The sequence below is a fragment of the Tenacibaculum jejuense genome, from assembly GCF_900198195.1.
In the GTDB taxonomy this organism is placed as follows: domain Bacteria; phylum Bacteroidota; class Bacteroidia; order Flavobacteriales; family Flavobacteriaceae; genus Polaribacter; species Polaribacter jejuensis.
The window spans coordinates 210,515-235,490 of sequence record NZ_LT899436.1; the positions used below are offsets into that span (position 1 = coordinate 210,515).

Below are 24,976 nucleotides of genomic sequence, written 5' to 3' on the forward strand. Positions count from 1 at the left end.
TTGTATTCAAATTTTTTTTAGAGATGAGTCAATTTTACCCAATCAAGATAAAAGATGTTATACGAGAAACTTCATCTGCGGTTTCTTTAGTTTTCGATATTCCTTCTGAATTAACTAATGATTTTAATTTTATTGCTGGTCAGTATATCACATTAAAAACAACAATTAATGGGGAAGAAGTAAGAAGAGCTTATTCTTTATGTTCATCACCTAAAAGTGGTGAAGTTAAGGTTGCGGTAAAAGCTGTAGAAAATGGAACTTTTTCTGTTTTTGTAAATGAAAAATTAAACGCTGGAGATCTTTTAGAGGTTTCTAAACCAGAAGGAAAGTTTGTTTTAGAACCAGAAAATGATAAAAATTATATTGGTTTTGCTGCGGGTAGTGGAATTACTCCTGTATTATCGATGGTAAAGTCTGTTTTAGAATCTAATACTTCTTCAACATTTACTTTAGTATATGGAAATAAAACTATCACAGATACTATTTTTTATAAAGAACTTGCTGAATTACAAACACAATATGCAGAGCGATTTAATTTAAGTTATGTATTCAGTAGAGAAAATGTAGAAAGTGCTGTTTTTGGTAGAATTGATAAGGCTCACGTAAATTATTTTATGAAGAATATTTATAAGGATCTATCTTTTGATAAAGCTTTCTTATGTGGACCTGAAGAAATGATTAACATTGCTTCAGAAACGCTTGTTGAAAATGGTTTTGCTAAAGAGAATGTATTGTTTGAGTTATTTACAACATCAATCGACGAAGCAGCAGCTAGCCAAGTAAAAGAAGGTGAAACTGAAATTACAGTTGTTTTAGATGATGAAAAAACAACATTTACAATGCCGCAAGATTCAGATATTCTTGCAGAAGCATTACGTAAAAAAATAGACGCACCATATTCTTGTCAAGGTGGAGTTTGTAGTAGTTGTATCGCAAAAGTTACCGAAGGAAAAGCCGTGATGGTAAAAAACCAAATTTTAACAGATGAAGAATTAGAAGAAGGTTTTATATTAACTTGCCAAGCTCATCCAACAACACCAACAATCACTGTAGATTTTGATGATGTTTAAAATAAATCAAAAATTGCTATAAATGGAGTCTTTAGATTACAGTAATGCATATGCGGTAGGAGCTTTTATGGCTTTAATGATCGGGCCAGTTTTTTTTATGTTGCTAAAGACAAGTGCATTAAAAGGATTTAGAGCTGCTATTGCTTTTGATATAGGCGTGATATTAGGAGATATAACATTTATTCTAATTGCTTATTTCGGAAGTAGAAGTTTACTTGAGAAAATTAAAGACGATCCACGATTGTTTTTAATTGGTGGATTGATTTTAGTAGTCTACGGATTTATCACATTTCTAGACAAGAAAAACAAAAAGGAAGTCGATGAATCTGAAGTTGATGTTCCAAAAAGTAACAACTATTTCAAGCTTTTTCTAAATGGTTATTTCTTAAACTTTATCAATATTGGTGTTTTAGCAGGTTGGTTAACTATTATGGTAATTGTTGGTCCGCTTTTAGGAATGGATTCTAATTTAATTTTCTGGTATTTTGTTAAAGTAGTTATTGGATATTTTGCTCTAGATTTAATAAAAATACTGTTAGCGAAACAACTACGCTCTAAATTAACACCTTTAGTAATTTACAAAGTAAAAAAAGGAATGGGCGTTTTATTAATCGTTTTTGGAGCGGTTATGATGCTAAAAAGCTTTATTTCTAAGGAAGAACTTGATAGGTTAATCAATAGCGTAGAAATCACTAAGAAAAAGTAATTAGCGATGAGACAATCTAGACATCATTTTTTGATATTGCTTCTCAACTAATTTTGGCAACCATTTTTTATAGAAAAACTTAGTTTTAGCATCTTTAGGATAGATAATTTGAAACTTTCCTTCAGAAGCTTTTTTAAGAGCGATTGCGGCAACTTCATCTGCATTAGTAGTAGAATGTTTCATCTGTTTTTCTGCAAATCCTTTAAACATTTTAGAACTAGCATTTTCCATAATGTTTGTTTTAAAGAAAGTTGGAGTTAATACACTCACATGAATGTTATTCAGTTTTAATTCATGATATAAAGATTCAGAAAGTGAAAATACAGCAGCTTTAGAAACACTATAAGCCGACATTCCTGGTGCGTTCATAAATCCAGCTGAACTACCAACATTTAGTAACACACCTTTTTTCTGTTTTAATAATTTAGGCACAAAGAAATGACAACCGTAATAGGTTCCCATTAAGTTTACTTCGATCATCTTTTCCCATTTTTCGATAGGATAATCTTTAAATAATAAACCATCACCAATTCCAGCATTATTAATCACAACATCTACTGTTTCACTGTTTTCGTAAACTTTATTAACCACATTTTCAAACTGATTTTTATCGCTTACATCTAAAGAATATTGAAATACCTTCTCGTTTGTGTTTAAATTCTGAACTACATTTTCTAAAGCCTCTTCATTAATGTCACTTAAATGAAGTGTCCAATTATTCTTAGCCAATAATTTTGCAAAAGCAGTACCCAATCCAGATCCTGCTCCTGTAACAAAAGCAGTTTTATTCGAATATAAAGCATTCAATTTTTTTAGATTCATAATGATAATAGTTTGTAGTTATTTTTTAAGTTTCAGTTCTAGGTTTAATGATGATTTTTCGTCATTCCGAATTTATTTCGGAATCTCATTGTGTTATTAAACAACAATTTATGATGAGAACCCGAATCAAGTTCAGGTTGACGTAGATTTACTATTACATATACATACTTAAAAGTAATTGTTAGTTAACAGTTATTTTTACGTTTAATAATGTTTTCGCAGGTTTTAATCAAATAGATAGAAATCAACCAGAAATTTTTAAAAGCTTTGTTTTTGGTATATCCTTTTGAATATCTGTAGTAAATCTGTTGCACAATTCCGGCTAATCGGAATAAACCATAAACTCTGTAAAAACGGAAATCATCAATTGTCCTTCCTGTTTTTTCACAATAATAGTTTATAATTTTTTCTCTAGTTAACATGCCAGGAATATTACTTGGTTGTCTTCGAATAGATTTTACAAAAAAGTCATCTTTTTCTTCAACCCAATACGCCAAGCTGTTTCCTAAATCCATCAAAGGATCTCCAATGGCAGCCAATTCCCAATCTAAAACACCTAAAATATTTTCCGGATTACTAGGATCGATAACCACATTATCTAATCGAAAATCGTTATGAATAATACATAGATTTTCTTCTTTAGGAATGTTTGCTTCTAGCCATTTCATTACTTTTTTCCCGGCAGGAACATTCCATGTTTTTGCATTTGCATAACGTTTATTCCATCCAAGAATTTGACGTTCAATATAACCTTCACCTTTACCTAAATCTTGTAATCCTTCTTTCTTATAATCTACTTGATGTAAATGAATCATTTTATCCCAGAAAGAATAACAAATTTTACGAACCGTTTCTTCATCCCAATCAATTCCTCTTGGAGGATTTTTTCTAAGAATAATTCCTTCCAATCGTTCCATCAGATAAAAAGTTGAACCTAAAACAGATTCATCTTCACAAACGGCGATCATTTTTGGGACATAAGGATAATGCGGTTTTAATTTTTGTTGAAGATAAAACTCTCTTGGCATATCGTGCGCTCCAGCTGCTTTTTTCCCTAAAGGAGCTCTACGTAAAATAATATCTTGTTCGTCAAATTTTAAGCGATACGTCCAATTCGATGCTCCACCAGAAAATTGTGTAATAATCGGATTAGAATTAATATTTGGAATATGATTTTTTATCCAAGGCAATAAAGCATCTAAATTTAATTCTTCACCTGAGCGTTGTTGTTTTTCAAGATCTTTAACAATGTTCGACATTAGCCTAAGTATTTTTTAAATTCAAGTCTAGAAATCATTCGTAAATGCACTTCATCTGGTCCATCAGCTAAACGTAAAGCACGTGCTTGAATGAAAAAATTAGTCAAAGGAAAATCGTCAGACAATCCAGCACCTCCATGAATTTGCATTGCCATATCTGTGACTTCTTGTAATACTTTCGGAGCAACAACTTTTATCGCAGAAATTTCAGTCATACTATTTTTTACACCTTGTTCATCAATTTTCCAAGCCGCATAATATGTTAATAATCGTGCTTGATCTATAGCAACTCTAGCTTGTGCAAAACGTTCAGAGTTTCCGCCTAATTTAGCCAAAGGTTTTCCAAAAGCTTGTCGAGTTCCACTTCGAATAATCGCCAATTGTAAAGCGCGTTCAGCAGCTCCAATACAACGCATACAATGGTGTATTCTACCTGGACCTAATCTTCCTTGTGCAATAGCAAAACCAGCACCAAAATCTAAAATTAAATTCTTTTTCGGAATTCGGACATTATTGAAATGGATTTCTCCATGACCAGCAGGAGCGTCGTAAGCCCCAAATGTATTTTGCATTCTTTGTATTTCCACTCCAGGAGTATCCAAAGGAACCAAAACCATACTGTGTTGTTTGTGTTTTTCTTGTGTAGTATCTGTTTTTCCTAGTACTATGGCCAGTTTTGCTTTCGGATGTCCTAATCCTGTAGACCACCATTTTTTACCGTTCACCACAATCTCATCTCCATCTTCAACTATAGAAGTTTCAATATTAGTAGCGTCGGAAGAAGCAACATCAGGTTCAGTCATACAGAAAACAGATTTTATTTTTCCGTCCAATAAAGGTTGTAACCATTCTTCTTTTTGCTGTTCATTTCCGAAGTGATATAAAACCTCCATATTTCCTGTGTCTGGAGCGTTACAATTAAAAATTTCAGCAGCATTATATACACGTCCCATTTCTTCAGCAAGAGGCGCGTATTCAAGAACGCTTAATCCTTGTCCTAATGAATTGTCAGGCAAGAAAAGATTCCATAGCCCTTCTTGTTTAGCAAGTTCTTTTAAAGTGTCTAATTTTGGGTGTTCTGTCCATTCTTTCCAATTTCCAGAAATATTGTGTTCTTTATGATAGGTTATAAGTTCTCGTTCAAATGGATAAATATGTTTATCCATAAACTTTTTAAGACGATCTAAATAGTCTTTTGATTTTTGTGATGGATTAAAATTCATGAGTTATAGATTAGAATTTTCTCAACATTTTTAAAGTGAAAAATGGCATAGCTTGTTTGATAAAATACCATGGCCAAAATGGAACAAAAGCATTTGCTTTTTCTTTATTTATGGCTTTTACTAAAAGTTTTGAACCTTTATCTAAAGAAATCATAAACGGAGGTGGTTTTCCGATAGAATCTGTCATTTCTGACTGAATGTAACCAGGACAAATAGTAGATACTTTGATGGGTTTTTTGAGTACATCTGCTCGAATTCCTTCCGCTAAACTTTTTACACCAGCTTTTGTTGCTGCATAAACAGTCATTGCTCTTGGGTAACCTCTGAAAGCAGACATAGATGAAATGACCACTAAATGTCCAGAATTTTGTGCTCTAAAGATTTCCATAGCAGCTTCCATTTGATGTAAAGCGCCGCAAAAATTAGTCACAGCAGTTTGCAAATTTTGATTAGCAAATCCTTTCCCTATAGAAGCTCCTTTACCCATTCCGGCATTAACAATCACGCGATCTAATTTCCCGTTGATTGTTTGAAAATCATTATGGAAACCTTTAAAAACAGAAAAAACATCTTTTTGTTGAGTAACATCTAAAGCTTTGATAAAAACGTTGATGCTACTGTTTATCTTTAGGAGTTCTTCTTTTAAATTTTCTAGTTTTTCTGTTCTTCTTGCGCATAAAGCTAAGTTACAGCCTTGCTTGGCAAATTCTATGGCCATGCCTTTTCCTAAACCAGAACTAGCTCCAGTAATGAGTATGTTTTTTCGATTCACAATAGGTTGAATTTGAAATGAATACTCTAAAAATAAGGATTTGAATTGGCTTATCTTTTCACCTATGTTAAAAAAGGAATAGGTTATTCAGACTTTGATCGAATTCTACTGAGGCTTTGTTGTGCGACACCTAAGTAACCAGCAATATGACCTAATTTTGCGCGCTGAAAAATATCGGGATGTGTTTTTAATAAATCGTCGTAACGCTCTTTAGCACTTTTATTTTGAAGGTAAATTACTTTTTTCCCTAAAGCCATCATGATTTCCGTAACCAAAAGACGCATAAAACGCTCTACATCTTTTGAATTGTTGAGAACAGTTTCTAGTTTATCATGAGAAATAGCTTTTACAGTTGTTTCTTCGATGGCTTCAATGCTAATATTGCTGGGTTTGCGTTTAAAGAAACTGTAGGCTTCAGTAATAATCATTTGTTCGCTAGAAAACCAATTGGTTATATCGTTTCCTTTTTTGTTGTAGTAAAAACTACGTAACATTCCTTTTTCTATGATAAATAGATGATTGCAAATTTTACCAGATGCTACAATTATTTCATTTTTTTGAAAGGTAATTTGTTCAGAGTTATTGAACAAAGCTTCTCGTACTTTTGGAGTAATTAATTGATCATCAACTCTAATCATAGAATATTAATATCCTAAAATTATTTTAGCAATCGTAAAGTAAATTAAGATTCCAAAAATATCATTACTAGTGGTGATAAACGGTCCAGTTGCTATCGCAGGATCAATTCCTCTTTTATCTAAGAATAAAGGAATAAATGTACCGATAAGTCCAGCTACAATAATTACAGCTACTAACGATACAGATACGGCAAGAGAGATTCTTAAATCGTTATCAGCATCAGAAAAATAAACAAACAAGAATAAAACTATGGCTAAAGCTATTCCGTTTAGTGTAGCTAACAACATCTCTTTTATCAATCGTTTATTCACGCTTCCTTTAACATCGTCGTTTGCTAAACCTTGAACAATAATTGCTGAAGATTGAACTCCTACATTTCCAGCCATCGCAGCAATTAATGGAGTGAAGAAAAATAACACTGCATTCTCTTTAAATGTATGTTCGAAATTTTTCATGATTAAAAAAGCTCCTATTCCACCCAATAATCCTAAGAATAACCAAGGTAAACGAGCTCTTGTTAATTCTAAAATGGTATCATCGGCTTCAACATCTTGTGTAATACCGGCAGCTAATTGATAATCTTTATCTGCTTCTTCTTTAATTACATCAACAATATCATCTATGGTAATTCTACCGACAAGTGTTCCTAATTCATCAACAACAGGAATAGCTTCTAAATCGTATTTACGCATTTTATTTGCTACATCTTCGGCAGTATCATGAACATTTACAAAGTCAACTCGAGGAATATAAATGTCGGCAATTTTTGATTTGGTAGAAGCCATTAATACATCTTTTAATGACAAACGACCTTTAAGTTTTCCGCTATCATCTACCACATAAATTGAATGTACTCTGGTAACTTCTGCAGCCTGTTCTCGCATTTTGGTTACACAGCCTAAAACAGACCAGTTTTCATTTACTTTAACAAGCTCTTTTGCCATGAGTCCACCCGCAGAATTTTCATCGAAGCGAAGAAGTTCAACAATTTCTTTAGCATGTTCTTCATCTTCAATTTGTTGCATTACAGCTTCCTTTCTTTCTTCAGGAAGTTCAGCAATTACGTCTGCAGCGTCATCGGTATCTAGTTCGTCAATTTCTTCTGCAATTTCTTTTGCAGATAATTGTTCTAAAACTTTTTCACGAACATCATCATCTACATCCATTAAAACTTCGGATGTAGTTTCGCTATCTAATAAACGAATAATGTATACGGCATCATCAAAAGTTAATTCATCTAAAACTTCAGCGATATCAGCATGGTGTACATCAGTAAAAAGATTTAAAAGTGCAGTATCTTTTTGATTTGCAATTAAGTTGGAAACGTTATCAAGAAGTTCTTTCGTTATTTCTATCGCCATGACTTGCAATTTTATCCGTCAATTCTATAAACTCTTGTACCGATAATTGTTCGGGACGCATGGCAAATATAGGGTCTTCTTTTAAGGTAACCGAAAGATTCATGGATTTTAAACTACTACGTAACATTTTTCTTCTTTGGTTGAAAGCTGTCTTTACAACACGGAAAAAAAGTTTTTCATCTACAGGTAATGTATAATCCTTTTTTCGAATCATACGTATTACTCCTGAGTTTACCCTTGGTGGTGGATTAAAAACGGTAGGAGGAACAGTAAATAAGTATTCAACATCATAAAAAGCTTGTGCTAATACTGATAAAATTCCATAGGCTTTACTTCCTTTTTTTTCTGCAATACGTTGTGCAACTTCTTTTTGAAACATTCCAGAAAACTCAGGAACAATATGTCTGTTTTCTATTGCTTTAAAAACGATTTGTGATGAAATATTGTAAGGAAAGTTACCTATTATCGCAATTTCTTTTCCTTGGAAAATGGTATTCAGGTCTTGCTTTAAAAAATCACCTTCAATTATATTAAAATTCTCTTTAGAGGTATCGAGTTTTATATGTTCTACTGGAAAAACTTCATGTAAATATTTTACAGATTCACTATCCAGTTCCATGACAGTAACTTTAAATTTTCTCTTACGAAGTATGTGTTTGGTAAGTACACCCATTCCAGGTCCAATTTCTAATACTTGGTCGTAACCAGTTTCAGTTAAAGAATCTGCAATTTTATTAGCGATATTTTCATCAGTTAAAAAGTGCTGTCCTAGGTGTTTTTTTGCTCTAACGCTCATCTTCTATAATTCTGTGATTTTTAATAAACTCTGTTGGGTCAAGATATCCTTTTGTGTCTTGAGAATATCCTGGCCCCAAAGGTAAGCTAATATCTTCTCTTATTTCGAAATGCAAATGTGCATAATATGTTCCATTAGCAGTTCCGATGGTTCCAATTTTTGTACCTCTTTTAACCCATTGGTGTTTCTTTACTAGTAAGGTATCGCAATGTGCATATAGTGACTCTACAATTTTATTATTTGGTAGAAAATGTAAAATACGAATAACATTTCCCCATCCACCAGCATAGTCTTTACTCTCTTTTACAAAACCATTTGCAATAGTATAAATAGGATCACCTAAATCTGTGTTTCCACCGGTTACAGCATTCCAATCATCACCTAAATGATAGTTCTTTTGAAACTTCTGAGCATTATAATATCCTTTAGCATTGGGTTTACTTACAGGAAAATCAAAATGTACAGCTATAAATTCTTTAGGAATAGTGTCTTTATACGATTTAATAAGAGTTATAGTGTCTTTTGTTATAACAATTTGTTGTTTTTTCTTTTTTGAATTAGAGCAAGAAAAGGAGATGGTAATAAGGGTAATAAAGTATAAAAGTATCTTTCTCATAAAGAAACTAATTTTTTAAACCATATATATCATCTCTTACTTCCTTTCTCCACTTTTCACTATATTTCTTGTCGAAGTACTCAAAAATTGTTTTGTTGTATTGATCTATACATTTAAAATCTTCTATAACACATCCAAAATCATAATATTTAAAACTATATTTTTTCTCTGCCAAATGTTGATCTCTATGATAAATTGGAGCAATTCCTCCAGTAATTAATAGTCTAATGTTGTTTTCTTGAATATCTTTCTCAGCAGTAATACTGGTAAATTCACAATTAGAATTAAATACAATATCAAAATTTTTGATTGATTTATCGACTATATTCACTTCAAACTTATTCTTTGAAGCAGTATTATAGATCATTTCAAGAACATATTTGCCTTTTTTTAAATTTTTAAATTCAAAATAACCAAGACTATCGGTGTAAGCATAAGTGTGCTTGTTTTTCAGTTTTAGAGATAACTCATTACATGGTAAGGTATCATTTCCTATAATTATTTTAGCTTGTCCGCTTATGTAAAAGTTCTTTTTTTGAGAAAAAGAGAAAAAGAAATTAAAAATGAATAATATGTAAATAAATCTGTAGCGCATTTTAATTACTAGCTACTTTCGGGAAAAACTCCTTAATTACTTTCAATTCTGTTCTGAAAGCTAGCATTTTATCTGCGAATTTTTTCATTCCGTCAGAACGTAATTTTTCAGCATCATATTTGTAATAGTTGTCTAAGTCTTCTCTTGTTGGTGCTGTATATTGAATAGAATATGTGATTCCACCCATTTCTTCTTCTACTAAAACTTGCGTCATTTTAGCACTAGTGAATCTTCCAGTAGCTAATACTTCTGGGATATGTGATTGTATCCAGTGTAACCATTCTTTGTGAACACTTTCATCAATATTGATTGTAACGTTATATATGTACATAAATAAATTTTCAGTTATATAGTATCACCTCTTAATTTTCTAAATTTCTTTCTAGCATCTACTAAATAAATGCTTGACGGATAATCAAAAATTATTTTTTGGTAATATTCTTTTGCTTTTTCAGGATTATTTAGCTCATTATTGTAAAGTTCTGCAACATTATAGTACACATCATCAGCTAAAATTCCTTTTTGATCGATTTCTAATATTTTTGCATATGCTAAAATAGCTTCATCAAACTTTTTCTTTTTGGTGAATAATTCTGCTTTTTTAAATAAAGCTTCATCTTCTATTGGTTGACCTTTAAATTCTGATATAACACCATCTAACAAATTCATGGCTTCATCATTCTTATTTTGATATGCTAATAAATCTGCTTTTGCATAAGACGCTAAACCACTAGGTAAACTATCTTTAGGTTGATTATCAGATATAATTAAAAATAAATCTGCCGCATCGTTAGCTATTAGTTGACTAGTTGATCCTTTTAAAACTTTAAGTTGTGCTTTTGCCCATTTAAAATCACCTTTAAAATATGAGGTTTGTGCAACTTTATAACGTGCTTTTTGTCCTAATTCATGATTTTTAAATTGAGATTGTACTTGCGAAAAATAAATTAAAGCTTTGTTGAACGTGTTTTGATACACCAGCACATCTGCTAATTTTAATTTTACATTTGCTTTTTGATATCTATTTTCAGAAAAACTCAACGCTTTTTCAAGTACTTTTTTTGCTTCCTCTGGTTCGTTTTTTTCAAACGTTAGATAATCTGCATAAGCAACTTGGATCGAAAATGTATTTCGATTTACACCAAACTCTTTGAAAACATTTTGAAATTCGGTTTCTATATTTTCCGCATTTGTAGCTATTGCAATTTTTAAATTCATTAAAATTGCACTGAACTTATCTTCTGCATAATTTGATTTTTCTATGGTGAAATCAAAACATTTTTTTGCAGTTTCATAATCTTTGTTCTCAAAAGCAATTTCTCCTAAATCATAAATTTTAATCAATTTATCATTATCTCTCTGATATAAAGCTTTGTTTTGAATTAAAGCTTTTCCGTACTCTTTTTGAGTTATGAATAACCAGCTTAGTAAGTCATTCCAAATATTTTTTGGATTACTTGCAGATTTACGAAGTAATGTTTTTTTGAAAAGAATATTATTTTCATTCTCACTATCGTCTGTAATATATTTAGCTGTAAAACTTTTAATTGTGTTGAGGTAGTTTTCGTTGTGATCTAAAAAATTAATGTATTCATCGAACATTAAAGCGAAATCTCCTTTTTCTCCGTGAATTTGCGCTATTTGAAATTCGTAATGGAGATTCTTATTACTTTCAGAAGCTTTTTTGTATGCTTCTATAGCTAAATCTAATTTATTGTACCCTTTGAATAAGTTAGCAATTGTACCACCATAACCTGATTTTTTTGAAATAGATTTAATAGCTTTTTTATAAAATTTTTCAGCTAAATCAGTTTGTTGCTGACGCTCATAATTATAACCAATAATTACATTTAAAAAAGTGAGTGATGGTCGCTGTTTTATCTTAGTATTTAATAAGTCTGTTGCTATTTTAAACTGATCGGTTTCTTGATAGCAAGAAATTAACCGCTTTAAATAAGTAGTATTGTAAGGACTTTTGTTAACTAGCTCTTTATAAATCTGAGTAGCTTTTTCAAATTCATTATTTCTAAAATAATTTTCAGCTAATGCAAAATTATTAGATTGAGCATGAATAAATATGTTGCTAACCAGTGTAATAAGTAAAAATATACGAATCTTCATCAATCAAAAATAAGCAACAATATTGTTAAAAATACATTAAAAAAAAGGTTTTTTATAGAAACTTTGTAATGTTTTGGCACGAAGTTTGTCTTATTCTTTGTGTATAACTAAACAATTTACCAAGATGAAAAATTTAACTAAGCAATACGATTTAGCCAATAATAAAGCAAAAGAATTCATGAAGAACGGACAAATATCTCAATATTTTGAGGCTTTATTAGAAGTAAACAGATATAAAAAATTAATGACCATTGTTGTTTCGAATTAATATATAAACACAGTAACCAGCGGCGCGCACTGATTACTGTTATTTCATATTAATCTATCATTTCAAACCCGCAATAAGGTACCAATACTTCTGGTATTTTTATTCCTTCAGCAGTTTGATAATTTTCTAAAATAGCTGCCAATACTCTTGGTAAAGCAAGAGAACTTCCATTAAGAGTATGCGCTAATTGATTTTTACCTTCATTATTTTTATAACGTAATTTTAAGCGATTTGCTTGAAACGTTTCAAAGTTAGAAGCTGAACTGATTTCTAACCACCTTTCTTGAGCTGTAGAATACAATTCAAAATCAAAAGTTAAAGCAGCTGTAAATCCAGTATCTCCACCACATAATCTTAAAATTCGATATGGTAATTTTAATTCTCTTAAAATTCCTTTTATGTGTTCAACCATTCCATTTAAAGCTTCGTAAGAATTTTCTGGCTTTTCAACTCTAACAATTTCAACTTTATCAAATTGGTGTAAACGATTTAAACCACGTACATGTGCACCATAACTACCTGCTTCTCTACGGAAACAAGGAGTGTAACCTGTTAATGTGATAGGTAAATCTGCTTCTTTAACTAAAGATCCTCTGTATAAATTTGTGATAGGAACTTCGGCAGTAGGAATTAAATATAAATCATCAGCAGTCACATGGTACATTTGACCTTCTTTATCAGGTAATTGACCTGTTCCAAATCCAGAAGCTTCATTCACTAAATGAGGGACTTGAACTTCGTTATAACCTGCGCTTGTGTTTTTATCTAAAAAATAATTAATTAAAGCACGTTGTAAACGAGCACCTTTTCCTTTATAGACAGGAAAACCAGCACCAGAAATTTTTGCGCCCAAATCAAAATCTATAATATCGTATTTCTTAGCAAGTTCCCAGTGAGGAAGTGCTTTTTCTCCTAAATCAGGAATAGTTCCTTCTTTATAAACTTCTTCGTTATCTTCTTCCGAAGTTCCAGCAACAACTGAAGCGTGAGGAACATTAGGAATTTGATATAATACGTCTTGAAGTTTCGTTGTTACATCGTTTAATTGCTCTGTAAGCTCTTTTCCATTTTCTTTTAACTGACTAGTTTTTTCTTTTAAAAGATTTGCTTTCTGAACTTCACCAGATTTAAAGAGCATACCTATTTCTTTGGACAGTTTATTAGAATCAGCTAATACATTATCTAAAGAAACTTGAGTAGATCTTCTAGTTTCGTCAAGTTGTAAAACATTATTAATAATAGCTTCTGCGTTAGCAAAATTCCTTTTTGCTAGACCTTCTAATACAACATCTTTGTTGTCTCGAATAAACTGAACTTGTAACATAAGTTGAATTTTTTAGGCGACAAAGATACACGAAGCACTAGACTTAAACAATCTATACTTATAGATTATTATCAATGTAATTTAAACAAAACTTTTTGTCAAGTTCTAATTGTTTCGTCAAGGCTTCTATTGAATTAAACTTTTGTTCTTCTCTGATAAAGTATATTAATTCTGTTGTAATTGTTTTATCATATAGGTTTTCTGAAAAATCAAAGAAATTAACTTCTATAGTTTGATGTGTACCATCTATAGTTGGTCTATTACCAATATTCATCATCCCGTAAAAACAATTATCTTTAATTTCAGATTTTACAAGATAGACCCCAGCCTTAGGAATTAATTTGTAGTCTTCTTTTATGGTGATGTTAGCAGTAGGAAAACCTATTTTGTTTCCTAAGTTATTGCCAGTAACAACTTTTCCAGCTAAAATAAAATTGTATCCTAAATAATTGTTTGCTGTTTTTAGATTTCCATTTTTTAGAGCATTTCTAATTTTTGTAGAACTTACAGCTACACTATCTATATCTTGAGCAGGAATCTCTTCAACTTTAAAATTATAGATATGAGAAAATTCAGTTAATTGCTCAATATTTCCCTCTCTGTTTTTTCCAAAGTGATGATCATAACCAATGATTAATTTTGAAATTTTTAGTTGATTCACTAAAATATCACGAACAAAATCAAGAGCTGTTAATCTAGAAAACTCTTTACTAAAGGGATGAATAATTAAATAATCCAATCCAATTTTTTCAAGTAATTCAGTACGTTCTTCAATTGTATTTATCAATTTAACAGAAGCTTCTTTCTGAAGTACCATTCTAGGGTGTGGAAAAAACGTAAGTAATACAGATTTTTTACCGTTGTTCTTAGCCTCATCTACTAGTTTTTTTATTATCTTTTGATGTCCAATATGAACTCCATCAAAAGTACCAATAGTTACATAAGTTTCTTGAGTTGGAGTGAAATCTGAAATAGAGTAAACTGTTTCCAAATGCTATAGTATAGTTTATGCAAATTTACAAGTAAAAAATACAAGAAAACACATGAGTTCGTAAAATGTGATAATATTAAAAAAAACGCTTAGTTATTGATTAAATAATAATAAAAAGTGTCAAAATATTTTAGGAATGAAAAAAAATTGTATTTTGCGATATAGTTAACAAATTATTTACATTATGATGAAAAAATTATTATTAGCTGCCTTTCTGTTATTGAGCAGCTCATTAATGATTGCACAAACCACCATTACTGGTACGGTAAATGATGCATCTCTTGGTGGTCCTCTACCAGGAGCAGATATTAAAATTTCTAGAAAAGCAGTAGGTACCACTACTGATTTTGATGGGAAGTTTACATTAGTAGTAAATGACAAACCACCATTTACTCTTGAGATCTCTTCTTTAGGATATCAAACTCAAAAAGTAGAAATCACAAAAAACAATCAAGTAGTTACTGTTGCTTTAAAGGAGAACGCTACAGCTTTAGATGAAGTAGTTGTTTCGGCTTCGAGAACTCCTGAAAGAATTATGGAATCTCCAGTAACAGTGGAGCGATTTGATTCTAGAGCAATTAAAAATACTTCTTCGCCTTCTTTCTATGATGGTTTAGAAAACCTAAAAGGTGTAGACATTAATACAAATAGTTTAACCTTTAAGTCTGTTAATACCAGAGGTTTTGCAACATTTGCAAATACACGTTTTATGCAATTAGTGGATGGAATGGATAATTCATCACCTGCATTAAACTTTGCTTTAGGTAACTTATTAGGGTTATCAGAGCTAGATGTAAAGAGTGTAGAATTACTTCCTGGAGCATCGTCTGCATTATATGGTGCAAATGCTTTTAACGGTATTATGTTTATGACTAGTAAAAGTCCGTTTGATGATGCTGGTGTTAGTTTTGTCGCAAAAACAGGTTTTACAAGTCAGCAAGCAGCTGGAGATAATGAGTTTTATGATGTTAGTATGAGAATGGCTCACACTTTTAGTGACTATTTTGCTGCTAAAGCAACTTTTTCATATTTAAAAGGTACGGAATGGTTCGCAACTGATGATCGTAATACTTTAAATGGAGACTATACTTTCGGAAACAGAGAGTCTGATCCAAACTATGATGGTTTAAATGTTTATGGTGATGAAGTGTCTACCAATTTAGGTGGTGCAATTGGTGAAGTAAGTAGAACTGGTTATAACGAAAGTGAATTAATGGATTATGATGCTAGAAGTATGAAGTTTGGAGCATCTTTACATTACAGACCTTTAGGAAATGACCGTTTAGAAATTATATGGAACTCTAAATATGGTAGAGGTAATACGATTTACCAAGGTGCAAACCGTTACTACATTAAGAACTTCTTTATGGAGCAACATAAATTAGAATTTAGAGGTAAGTATTTCTTCGTTAGAGGATATTTAACTTCTGAAGATGCTGGAGATTCTTACGATACTAGATTTACAGCTATAAATTTAAACAGAGCATGGAAAGGTGATAGAGCATGGTTCCAAGATTATGCAGCAGCTTACCTAGGAGCAGATCCAAGAGTTCAAGCTTCAAATCATCAAATCGCAAGAGATTATGCTGATGGATATATCAATAATGGAACAACAAGAATTGCACGTAATGATGGATCTGGAGTTAGACCAGATGCCGGAACACCTGAATTCAATAGATTATTCCAACAAGTTATTGCTGATCCAGACTTAGCAACTGGTTCAAAGTTTCAAGATGAATCTCAGATTCGTCATGTAGATGCAAATCTTAACTTAAAAGAGTACATCGATTTTGCTGAAGTTCAAGTAGGAGGTTCTTACAGAGAATATTTATTAAACTCTCAAGGTACTATTTATACTGATTTTGATGGACCTATTACTTACGATGAATATGGTGTTTATACACAAATTCAAAAGAAATTGATGGATGATAGATTAAAGTTAACAGGATCTATCAGATACGATAAAGCTCAAAACTTCGATGGGAATTTCTCTCCAAGAATTTCTGTAGCTTATGCTGCTGGAGAAAGTAAGAATCACAACTTTAGAGCATCTTTTCAAACAGGATTTAGAAATCCAACTACTCAAGATCAATACATTGGTTTAGATGTTGGTAGAGCTTTCTTAGTAGGTTCTGCTCCAGATAATTTAGATCGTTATGTTACTCCGCAAATTGATTTAAGTGGTAACGGTACGGCAATAACAGGATTACCAAGTATAGCTATTACTGGTAGAGCAGGATATGAGAACGCATTCTCAGCTACTTCTGCTCAAGTATTTGCTCAAACAGGAAATGTTTCTGATTTAGTAGTTGCAGATGTTGGTTTAGTAAAACCAGAAAAAGTAACTGCTTTTGAAGTAGGTTATCGTTCTGCTATTCCAACAGGGGATAATAAATTAAGTGTAGATTTAAGTGTGTATTATAACGAATATGAAGATTTTATTGCAAATGAAAATGTAGTAGCTCCTTTATATGGAAATGTAAATTTATCTGATACAGCTCCAATTGGACCAGGAGGTGCTCCAGTGCCATTGGCAATTGCTTCTTTAGCGAATGGAGATACAGCTGTATTTAACACTTATACTAATACAGATTCAGATATTAGTTCTTACGGTGCTACTATTGGATTGAATACTAAAATATTTAATGGTTTTAACGTAGGTTTAAACTATACATTATCTAAGTTTGATTTTGACCAGTCTACTGACCCTGATTTTGAAGCTGGTTTTAATACACCTGAACACAAAATCAAATTACAATTTGGACATAATAATTTATTTGAGAACTTCGGATTTAATATTAATGCGAGATGGCAAGATGAGTATTTATGGGAGTCTACTTTCCATGATGCTGTAATCGATTCTCGTACAGTATTAGATGCTCAAATTAACTATAGAATTCCTTCAATCAAATCAATAATCAAAGTTGGAGGAGCGAACTTAACAGGAAAAGAGTACTTAAGTGCACCTGGTGTTGGAGCGATTGGATCTCAGTACTTTATCTCATGGACAATTAATAACTAAAAAATGAACAGAATGAAATTTAAATATAGTTGGTTAGCTCTTGTTTTATTAGGGTTAACTGCATGTGATGTAAATAATGACCTTGAACCTATTCTTCAACCAGAACCTGAATTAGCTCCGTTAAATGTAAATGGATTAGATTTTTCTAACTATATAGCTGTTGGTGCTTCTTTTACAGCTGGTTTTACAGATAATGCACTATTTATTGCAGCGCAAGAAAATTCTTTTCCGAATATTTTAGCTCAAAAATTTGCTTTAGGTGGTGGAGGTAATTTTTCACAACCTTTAATGAATGATAACGTAGGAGGTTTGTTATTTGGAGGAACTCAAATTCAAGGACCAAGATTATTTTTTAATGGTACAGGACCAACTTCCTTAGGAGTTTTTGGAGCTACTCCTTCAACTGATGTTACTGTGCCGGTAACAGGTAGTGTTGGGAACTATGGAATTCCGGGAGCTAAAAGTTTTCACTTTGTAGCACCAGGTTATGGAAATTTAAGTGCAGTTCCTTTAAATTTAGCTAATCCATATTTTGCAAGATTTTCATCAGGAGCTACAGCTACTGTTTTAGGTGATGCGGTTACAAGACAGCCTACTTTTTTCTCTCTTTCAGAAATTGGAGGAAATGATGTTTTAGGTTATGCTTTAGCAGGAGGAACCGGAGTAAGTCAAGAAGGAAATATTGATCCTTCTACTTATGGAAGAACAGATATAACTGATACAAATGTGTTTGCGAACGTAATGAACAACATGGTTACTGCTTTAACATCTAATGGAGCTAAAGGAGTAGTTGGTAATTTACCTTATATTACAACATTAGCGCATTTCACTACTGTGCCTTTCAATCCTTTAGATCCTACAGCAAATACAGATGCAGGAGCTCAATTAGCAGCACAAATACCATTATTAAATAATGTATACGGTGCAATAAACCAAATTTATGCAGGTGCTGGTCAACCAGAGAGATCAATTGTTTTTTCTCCTGATGGACCAAATGCTGTTGTTGTTTACGATGAGGATGCTACAGATTTATCTATGGCAATAACAAGTACTTTAGCGGCAAGCCCTACATTTGTTCCTTTTGTTCAATCTTTAAACTTACCTGCAGCTGCTGCTCCTTTAGTAGCTCAATTGTTAGGAAAACAATACGGTAAGGCGAGATCTGCAACATCTAGTGATTTATTTGTGTTGCCAAGTAGTGCTATTATCGGAACAGTAAACCAAGATGCAGCTGCACAGTTAATAGCTGATAGTATGGGACAATTGCCAGTGGCTTTAGCAGGTCAGTTTTCTGCACATGGAGTTACCTTACCTTTAGCAGATAGATGGGTATTAACGCCTCAAGAGCAAGAGGAGATTAGAAAAGCAACAGATGCTTATAATTCAACAATTAAAGCTTTAGCAGATGCTAATGATTTAGCTTTTGTTGATTTTAATCAAGTTTTACAAGAAGGAGCTACGAGTGGGCTTAAATTTGATAGATATATCCTTACTACAGATTTAGTAACTGGTGGTTTAGTTAGTTTAGATGGAGTACATTTAACAGCTAGAGGTTATGCTTTAATGGCTAATAAATTCCTTGAAGCTATAGATGAAAAATATGGAAGTAATTTTGCAAATGCTGTAGATGGTTTAGCAAAAGCAGATGATTATCCTACAAATTATTCTCCTTCACTTAGGTAGAGTAAATAAAAAATATCATAATGTAAAAAAGGTTGAGAATTTTTCTCAGCCTTTTTTTGTGTCGTCATTTTTCTTATTGTCAATTATATATTTCTTGTATTTACCATCTTTGTATCTATCGTAAATAAAAGTAGGCATTAATATAAAAGACATATACATCACACCAAGCCCCATAACTATTTGTGCTTTTTCATGATTTGTATTTAGAAGATAAGCTCCAATAATCATCCATAATAAAAAGATGATGAAAAGTATAGGAATGATTTTTTTCATTTTTGATTATGTTTTTATGATACAAAAATAAAAAACCTACTAAGATTAATTTAGTAGGCTTTATATTGTTTTTAGAGTGTATTTTTTACATTTTCATTAACCAAGTCTTCATGTCAACCTCTTGAGCAATAATACTTCTTAAATCGTCTATTTTCACTCTTTTTTGTTCCATTGTGTCTCTGTGACGAATGGTAACAGTATTATCTTCTAAGGTATCGTGATCAACAGTAATACAAAATGGTGTTCCTGCAGCATCTTGCCTTCTATATCTTCTACCTACTGCATCCTTTTCATCATAAGCAACATTAAAATCCCACTTTAGATCATTAATAATTTTACGAGCGATTTCAGGTAATCCATCCTTTTTAACTAAAGGAAGGATAGCAGCTTTAGTTGGGGCTAAAACCGCAGGTAATTTTAATACTACTCTTGAAGTTCCGTTCTCTAGTTCTTCTTCCTGTAAAGAGTTTGAGAAAACAGCTAAAAACATACGATCTAAACCAATAGAGGTTTCTAATACATATGGTACATAGCTTTTATTTTCTTCGTGGTCGAAATATTGTAATTTTTTACCAGAGAATTCTTCATGTTGATTTAAATCAAAATCTGTACGTGAGTGAATTCCTTCTAATTCTTTAAACCCGAATGGGAATTTAAATTCAATATCTGCAGCAGCATCAGCGTAATGAGCTAATTTTTCATGATCATGGAAACGGTAATTGTCTTCACCCATTCCAAGAGATAAATGCCATTTTAAACGCGTCTCTTTCCAGTGTTTATACCATTCTTTTTGTGTGCCTGGTTTAATAAAGAATTGCATTTCCATTTGTTCAAATTCGCGCATTCTAAAAATAAATTGACGAGCAACGATTTCATTTCTGAAAGCTTTACCAGTTTGAGCAATTCCAAAAGGAATTTTCATTCTACCAGTTTTTTGAACATTTAAGAAGTTTACAAATATACCTTGTGCAGTTTCTGGTCGTAAATAAACTTGCATAGAACTATCTGCGGAAGCTCCTAATTGAGTTCCGAACATTAAGTTAAATTGCTTAACATCTGTCCAGTTTTTTGAGCCAGTTAAAGGATCTGCAATCTCTAATTCTTCAATTAAAGTTTTAACATCTGCTAAATCTTCATTTTCTAAAGACTTTGCCAAACGAGAAAGAATCGAATTAATCTTTTCTTGATATCCTAAAACACGTCCGTTTGTTGCTAAAAATTGTTCTTTGTCAAAACTTTCACCAAATCTTTTAGCAGCTTTTTTAACTTCTTTATCAATTTTAGCTTCAATTTTAGCACAATAATCTTCTACTAAAACATCTGCTCTATATCTTTTTTTAGAGTCTTTATTATCAATTAAAGGATCATTAAAAGCATCTACGTGGCCAGATGCTTTCCAAGTGGTTGGGTGCATCAATATAGAGGCATCTATTCCTACTATATTTTCATTCATTTGAACCATTGCCTTCCACCAATATTCTCTAATATTCTTCTTTAATTCTACTCCATTTTGAGCATAATCATATACAGCGCTTAATCCGTCATAAATTTCAGATGATTGAAAAATATATCCGTATTCTTTAGCGTGAGAAATAACCTTTTTAAATTGATCTTCTTGTTTTGCCATATTGCAAAAATAAAATATGGTTTGAATTATTAATACTTAATAAATAAAAAAGTGAAGAATTTATTGTTCTTCACTTTTAAGGTATTATATTTTGTTTGAATGTTATCTTAATTTTACTTGAGTTTTTCCTGTGAAGATACCATCTACGTACGTATTTATGGTATGGATTCCTTTGGTAATATCGCCTCTGTTTACTAAAATTAATGAAACAACTCCTAATTGATTGTTATCATAATCGGCAAAAATATTGTCGCTAAACACAATAGTTTCACCTGATTTTATTTTTTTATCACCTTTTGCGGCTATAACATTTTTGTCTTCATCTAAAATCTGAATTAAAATTTCTTTTTTCCCAGGAGTAGTAACTGGATTTGGTTCTAAGTCAAATTTTATTTTAAAAGCATCTGTTCTTCTAGATCTTGATGTAGTCGTTAACTTACCACTACTTCTTTCTTTCATAGCATAAGCATTAATGTTGTTTACCTTGATGATACCAGCAACATCAACCTTTGCTTTTAATGCTTTACGCTCTTTAATAAGTGTTTGATTTTTTCTGCTAAGCGTTTTTTGAGAAGCGTTTTTTTCTTCAAGTTGGTTTTTAACCACAATATTCTCTTGTAATAACTCGTAATTCTGTTTGTTCAGAGAATCTACTTGAATAAATAACCTTCTGTTTTCTCTTTCTAATTTTACAATTTTTCTAGAATATTTAACAATAAGATTGTAATTCGATTTTTTTAAGTTTTTTATCGAATCTCTTAGAGTGATTATTTTATTGATTTCTTTTACAAGTCGCTGTGATAGATCTTTATTTTTTACATTAATGTTTTTGTAATCATCAATAATTTCGTCTAATTCAGCCTGAAGTTCAATTTTCTGTTCAGAAAAGGCGTCTTCTAGTTTTTTGTAATCACTATTCAGTTTAAAAGAATAAACAACTAGCAGAATTACAAGTGTAGCTATAAGATACTTAAAACCATTAGGTTTTATACGGTTTTTAGGACTCATTACTTTATATTGGGGCTTTTACTATGAGATTTATAAAATATTACAACGATAAAATAACTATTTTATTCTAGTATTAAATTTAAACTTTAGCTATGTGCATGTATTATGAAATTCGTTCTTAATACGTTTAATTAGCTTAACAAGCCACAAAGTTATAACTTTTATAATAGATATTACTTTTAAAACTGTTTAATTAGTTAAAAGCTTCTTTTACTTGACTTTTAATATGGATTAAAGTTAACTTAGGGTGAGTGGAAAAAGCATGGTAATGTGTTAAATAAAAAAATCCTTTAGAGTAATTTCTAAAGGATTTTGTGACCTCGGCAGGATTCAAACCTGCAACCTCTTGAGCCGTAATCAAGTGCACTATTCAGTTATGCTACGAGGCCGTTTTTGCGGATGCAAATATATAAGTTTTTTTGGAATCTTAAAATTATTTAGAAAATTCTTTTTTAAAATCTTCTAAAGCTTCACTTGCTTTTTCATAATCCGACTCATTAATTAATAAGTCAACAGATTGTCCTAAGGTTCCAAAACCGGCTAATCTGCCAGATTCATGATTGTCTTTAACAATGGAAGTAATACCTAGTTCATTTAGAATTTGCGCTAGTCTATTTACTATTATTGATGTTCCTGAAAAAAGTTTAATATAATCACTCATAATCAAAATTTTTTAAAAATTAATCTAATGCATTTTTCGTGATATAAGCTCTCCATCCAATAATTATTAATTGAAGTTTCGATGCTTTTGAAATATCCAATTGTCTTTTGGTAAAAGACAGAAGTATGGTTTTGTTGATCTTGGCTAAAGCCTTAAATAAATGCTTTTTCATTATATAAGCTTTATAATCAAATATAATGAAAAAGTATGGAAAAGTGATGAGGCTTGGCTCATCACTTTTCACTTTTTCGTTTTCACTTTTTCGTTTTCACTTTTTCGTTTTCACTTTTTCGTTTTCACTTTTTCGTTTTCACTTTTTCGTTTTCACTTTTTCGTTTTCACTTTTTCGTTTTCACTTTTTCGTTTTCACTTTTTCGTTTTCACTTTTTCGTTTTCACTTTTTCGTTTTCACTTTTTCGTTTTCACTTTTTCGTTTTCACTTTTTCGTTTTCACTTTTTCGTTTTCACTTTTTCGTTTTCACTTTTTCGTTTTCACTTTTTCGTTTTCACTTTTTCGTTTTCACTTTTTCGTTTTCACTTTTTCGTTTTCACTTTTTCGTTTTCACTTTTTCGTTTTCACTTTTTCGTTTTCACTTTTTCGTTTTCACTTTTTCGTTTTCACTTTTTCGTTTTCACTTTTTCGTTTTCACTTTTTCGTTTTCACTTTTTCGTTTTCACTTTTTCTTTTCTATCATTTTCTTAGCTAACTCAGCTCCGATTAATGATTGTAGCAAATTCCCACTGTTTTTGTTTCCTGTACTTCCTTCTATGTAGGTAGTTGGGAGTTTCAAATCTTTCAATTGTTGAGCAACTCCCACTGCAGTCTTGTACTCCCATTCTGCTTTTTCTTGAGGGGTTAAACCTGCAGTTACCAATCTTTGATTTTCATAGGCTTGAGCATCGGCAGCTAGTTTTTTACTTTTAGCTTTGTATTGCTCAACTTCATATTGTTTCTTTTCTTTTGTTAAATTAAATTCAGCAACTTTTGCTTCTGTTTCTGCAGCAATAGTTTGTTGTATCTGCGCTTTTTCTAGTCTAGCTCTTTCTTTTGCTTTTTCTGCTTCTCCTTTTGCTTTTTCTTTTTGTGCACGGTAAAATTCTCTTTCTGCTTGTTGTTTTTCTAATTGTGTTTGTGCAACTTCTTCTTTTTGTAATTGTAATCTGTTGTCAAAAGTCTCTTCCCAATCAATTTCAGTAACTACAGCTTGTACTACAGTTAAACCGTATGATTTTAATGAATTTCCTTTTACTCTTACAGGTTCACCATTTTGCATTTTAATTCTGAATCTTTTTTGACGAGATTCTTTATTAGGAATAGTTCTAGTTACAGTACTGTCACCAATAATCTCTGGTTTTTGGTTTTCAGTATATTCTTCTAAAACATACATTCCATTTTCTAATTGATCTTGAAAATATCTGTCGAAATCTGCAGCCTGTCCTGAAATATAATCTTGTGCAGCCATAAGTTTACAAGTGTTTTTTATAGATTGATCGATATTAGGTATAATTCTAGATCGTATTAAATTTTTTTCCGTTTTGTTTCTATCAGCGACAGATAAAAACTGTTTTTCATCTGAAATATCGATACTTATGACAATTGATGTAGCAATTTTCCCTTTTACTGCGTCGTTAAATTCCCATTGACGTGATTTGTCTACATAGGCATACTGACTTTGATCTCCTAATTGTCCTTTTTTATTTGGTATCACATATTTTACTGGGATTTCAAATTGTATAGGGATTAATCTTCCCCACATTTTAGTTTTTAAACCTTGTTGAAATACTGCTTTTTGTCCGCCCCAAGGATATTGAACAGCATAAGCAGTTCCAGGTTCAGCGTAAAAGAATATTCCAGAAGTTATACTTAGTAATACACCTACAATAATTACGGTAATGCTTTTTTGTGTTGTTAACCATTCTAAGTCTTTTACTTTTTTAAAGAAAGGTTTTATTACAATAGATGCAAATCCTAGTAGGATTAATAAAATTCCGAAAAATGTTAGCATAGTTAGTTTAATGTTTTAAATAGTTGTTGTTAAAATATAATTTGAATTAAAGTTGATATAAGTTCAACAATAGCTTCTGTTAATTTTAATATGATAGTTATCATTTTTTAAGTTGTTTTTTAGTTAGTAATTA

At 31.4% G+C, this 24,976-nt stretch carries 24 protein-coding genes and 1 tRNA gene; 5 read left to right on the forward strand and 20 right to left on the reverse strand.

What is annotated here, in order from left to right:
• Positions 1 to 23 precede the first annotated feature (23 nt).
• Entirely contained in the window at positions 24 to 1,070 is a 1,047-nt protein-coding gene (locus tag AQ1685_RS00985; RefSeq protein WP_095068872.1) for a ferredoxin--NADP reductase, read from the forward strand.
• Between the two features lie 22 nt (positions 1,071 to 1,092).
• Entirely contained in the window at positions 1,093 to 1,776 is a 684-nt protein-coding gene (locus tag AQ1685_RS00990) for a LysE family translocator (RefSeq protein ID WP_095068873.1), read from the forward strand.
• Here the strand turns inward: AQ1685_RS00990 and AQ1685_RS00995 are convergent, their stop codons facing one another.
• From AQ1685_RS00995 to AQ1685_RS01045, 11 genes are all read right to left on the reverse strand, one after another.
• Positions 1,777 to 2,598, reverse strand: a complete 822-nt coding sequence (locus tag AQ1685_RS00995; RefSeq protein ID WP_095068874.1) for an SDR family NAD(P)-dependent oxidoreductase — start codon at positions 2,596 to 2,598, stop codon at positions 1,777 to 1,779.
• Positions 2,599 to 2,783: 185 nt separating this feature from the next.
• The gene (locus tag AQ1685_RS01000) at positions 2,784 to 3,857 is read right to left on the reverse strand and encodes a phosphotransferase family protein (protein WP_095068875.1); all 1,074 of its coding nucleotides are present in this window, start codon (positions 3,855 to 3,857) and stop codon (positions 2,784 to 2,786) included.
• Positions 3,857 to 5,080, reverse strand: a complete 1,224-nt coding sequence (locus AQ1685_RS01005) for an acyl-CoA dehydrogenase family protein (protein WP_095068876.1) — start codon at positions 5,078 to 5,080, stop codon at positions 3,857 to 3,859. Before AQ1685_RS01005 ends, AQ1685_RS01000 begins: the two co-directional genes overlap by 1 nt.
• A 10-nt stretch (positions 5,081 to 5,090) precedes the next feature.
• Entirely contained in the window at positions 5,091 to 5,852 is a 762-nt protein-coding gene (locus AQ1685_RS01010; RefSeq protein WP_095068877.1) for an SDR family oxidoreductase, read from the reverse strand.
• An 83-nt stretch (positions 5,853 to 5,935) separates the two neighbouring features.
• Positions 5,936 to 6,490, reverse strand: a complete 555-nt coding sequence (locus AQ1685_RS01015; RefSeq protein ID WP_095068878.1) for a Crp/Fnr family transcriptional regulator — start codon at positions 6,488 to 6,490, stop codon at positions 5,936 to 5,938.
• 6 nt (positions 6,491 to 6,496) lie between these two features.
• On the reverse strand, positions 6,497 to 7,852 hold the full coding sequence (gene mgtE, locus AQ1685_RS01020) for a magnesium transporter (protein WP_095068879.1): 1,356 nt from the start codon (positions 7,850 to 7,852) through the stop codon (positions 6,497 to 6,499).
• Positions 7,821 to 8,648, reverse strand: coding sequence for a 16S rRNA (adenine(1518)-N(6)/adenine(1519)-N(6))-dimethyltransferase RsmA (gene rsmA, locus AQ1685_RS01025; protein WP_095068880.1), 828 nt, complete (start codon positions 8,646 to 8,648; stop codon positions 7,821 to 7,823). The genes mgtE and rsmA overlap by 32 nt, the downstream gene beginning before the upstream one ends.
• The gene (locus tag AQ1685_RS01030; RefSeq protein ID WP_095068881.1) at positions 8,638 to 9,264 is read right to left on the reverse strand and encodes a M23 family metallopeptidase; all 627 of its coding nucleotides are present in this window, start codon (positions 9,262 to 9,264) and stop codon (positions 8,638 to 8,640) included. Before AQ1685_RS01030 ends, rsmA begins: the two co-directional genes overlap by 11 nt.
• Before the next feature lie 7 nt (positions 9,265 to 9,271).
• Complete coding sequence (locus AQ1685_RS01035) at positions 9,272 to 9,859, reverse strand: FEKKY domain-containing protein (RefSeq protein ID WP_095068882.1); 588 nt, start codon at positions 9,857 to 9,859, stop codon at positions 9,272 to 9,274.
• A gap of 1 nt (position 9,860) precedes the next feature.
• Positions 9,861 to 10,190 carry a DUF4286 family protein gene (locus AQ1685_RS01040; protein WP_095068883.1) on the reverse strand — a complete coding sequence of 110 codons (330 nt, stop codon included), beginning with the start codon at positions 10,188 to 10,190 and terminating at the stop codon, positions 9,861 to 9,863.
• A 14-nt stretch (positions 10,191 to 10,204) separates the two neighbouring features.
• Positions 10,205 to 11,980 carry a tetratricopeptide repeat protein gene (locus AQ1685_RS01045; protein WP_095068884.1) on the reverse strand — a complete coding sequence of 592 codons (1,776 nt, stop codon included), beginning with the start codon at positions 11,978 to 11,980 and terminating at the stop codon, positions 10,205 to 10,207.
• Between the two features lie 124 nt (positions 11,981 to 12,104).
• Between AQ1685_RS01045 and AQ1685_RS20370 the strand changes: the two genes are divergently transcribed.
• On the forward strand, positions 12,105 to 12,248 hold the full coding sequence (locus tag AQ1685_RS20370; RefSeq protein ID WP_173862337.1) for a hypothetical protein: 144 nt from the start codon (positions 12,105 to 12,107) through the stop codon (positions 12,246 to 12,248).
• A gap of 49 nt (positions 12,249 to 12,297) precedes the next feature.
• On the opposite strand, the gene serS is transcribed toward AQ1685_RS20370, so the two are convergent.
• Together serS and AQ1685_RS01055 are read right to left on the reverse strand one after the other, a co-directional pair.
• Entirely contained in the window at positions 12,298 to 13,572 is a 1,275-nt protein-coding gene (gene serS / locus AQ1685_RS01050) for a serine--tRNA ligase (protein ID WP_095068885.1), read from the reverse strand.
• A gap of 58 nt (positions 13,573 to 13,630) precedes the next feature.
• Positions 13,631 to 14,563, reverse strand: coding sequence for a bifunctional riboflavin kinase/FAD synthetase (locus AQ1685_RS01055; RefSeq protein ID WP_095068886.1), 933 nt, complete (start codon positions 14,561 to 14,563; stop codon positions 13,631 to 13,633).
• A 184-nt stretch (positions 14,564 to 14,747) separates the two neighbouring features.
• On the opposite strand from AQ1685_RS01055, the gene AQ1685_RS01060 reads away from it, so the two are divergent.
• Positions 14,748 to 17,585: a TonB-dependent receptor gene (locus tag AQ1685_RS01060; protein ID WP_095068887.1), complete on the forward strand. Its 2,838-nt coding sequence runs from the start codon at positions 14,748 to 14,750 to the stop codon at positions 17,583 to 17,585.
• Between the two features lie 12 nt (positions 17,586 to 17,597).
• Positions 17,598 to 19,268 (forward strand): SGNH/GDSL hydrolase family protein, encoded by a 1,671-nt coding sequence (locus AQ1685_RS01065; RefSeq protein ID WP_095074974.1) that lies wholly within the window; start codon positions 17,598 to 17,600, stop codon positions 19,266 to 19,268.
• A gap of 45 nt (positions 19,269 to 19,313) precedes the next feature.
• Here AQ1685_RS01065 and AQ1685_RS01070 read toward each other — a convergent pair whose 3' ends face one another.
• The 7 genes from AQ1685_RS01070 to AQ1685_RS01100 form a co-directional block, all read right to left on the reverse strand.
• Positions 19,314 to 19,541 carry a hypothetical protein gene (locus tag AQ1685_RS01070; RefSeq protein ID WP_095068888.1) on the reverse strand — a complete coding sequence of 76 codons (228 nt, stop codon included), beginning with the start codon at positions 19,539 to 19,541 and terminating at the stop codon, positions 19,314 to 19,316.
• A gap of 85 nt (positions 19,542 to 19,626) precedes the next feature.
• Positions 19,627 to 21,168, reverse strand: coding sequence for a glycine--tRNA ligase (locus AQ1685_RS01075; RefSeq protein ID WP_095068889.1), 1,542 nt, complete (start codon positions 21,166 to 21,168; stop codon positions 19,627 to 19,629).
• A gap of 102 nt (positions 21,169 to 21,270) precedes the next feature.
• Complete coding sequence (locus AQ1685_RS01080; RefSeq protein WP_095068890.1) at positions 21,271 to 22,176, reverse strand: hypothetical protein; 906 nt, start codon at positions 22,174 to 22,176, stop codon at positions 21,271 to 21,273.
• Positions 22,177 to 22,491: 315 nt separating this feature from the next.
• A tRNA-Arg gene (locus tag AQ1685_RS01085) sits at positions 22,492 to 22,565 on the reverse strand.
• 44 nt (positions 22,566 to 22,609) lie between these two features.
• A complete protein-coding gene (locus tag AQ1685_RS01090) occupies positions 22,610 to 22,837 on the reverse strand; it encodes a putative signal transducing protein (protein WP_095068891.1) in 228 nt (75 codons plus the stop codon).
• Between the two features lie 19 nt (positions 22,838 to 22,856).
• Positions 22,857 to 23,009, reverse strand: coding sequence for an SsrA-binding protein (locus tag AQ1685_RS01095; protein ID WP_095068892.1), 153 nt, complete (start codon positions 23,007 to 23,009; stop codon positions 22,857 to 22,859).
• Between the two features lie 502 nt (positions 23,010 to 23,511).
• Positions 23,512 to 24,843: an SPFH domain-containing protein gene (locus AQ1685_RS01100; protein ID WP_095068893.1), complete on the reverse strand. Its 1,332-nt coding sequence runs from the start codon at positions 24,841 to 24,843 to the stop codon at positions 23,512 to 23,514.
• Between the last annotated feature and the right edge of the window lie 133 nt (positions 24,844 to 24,976).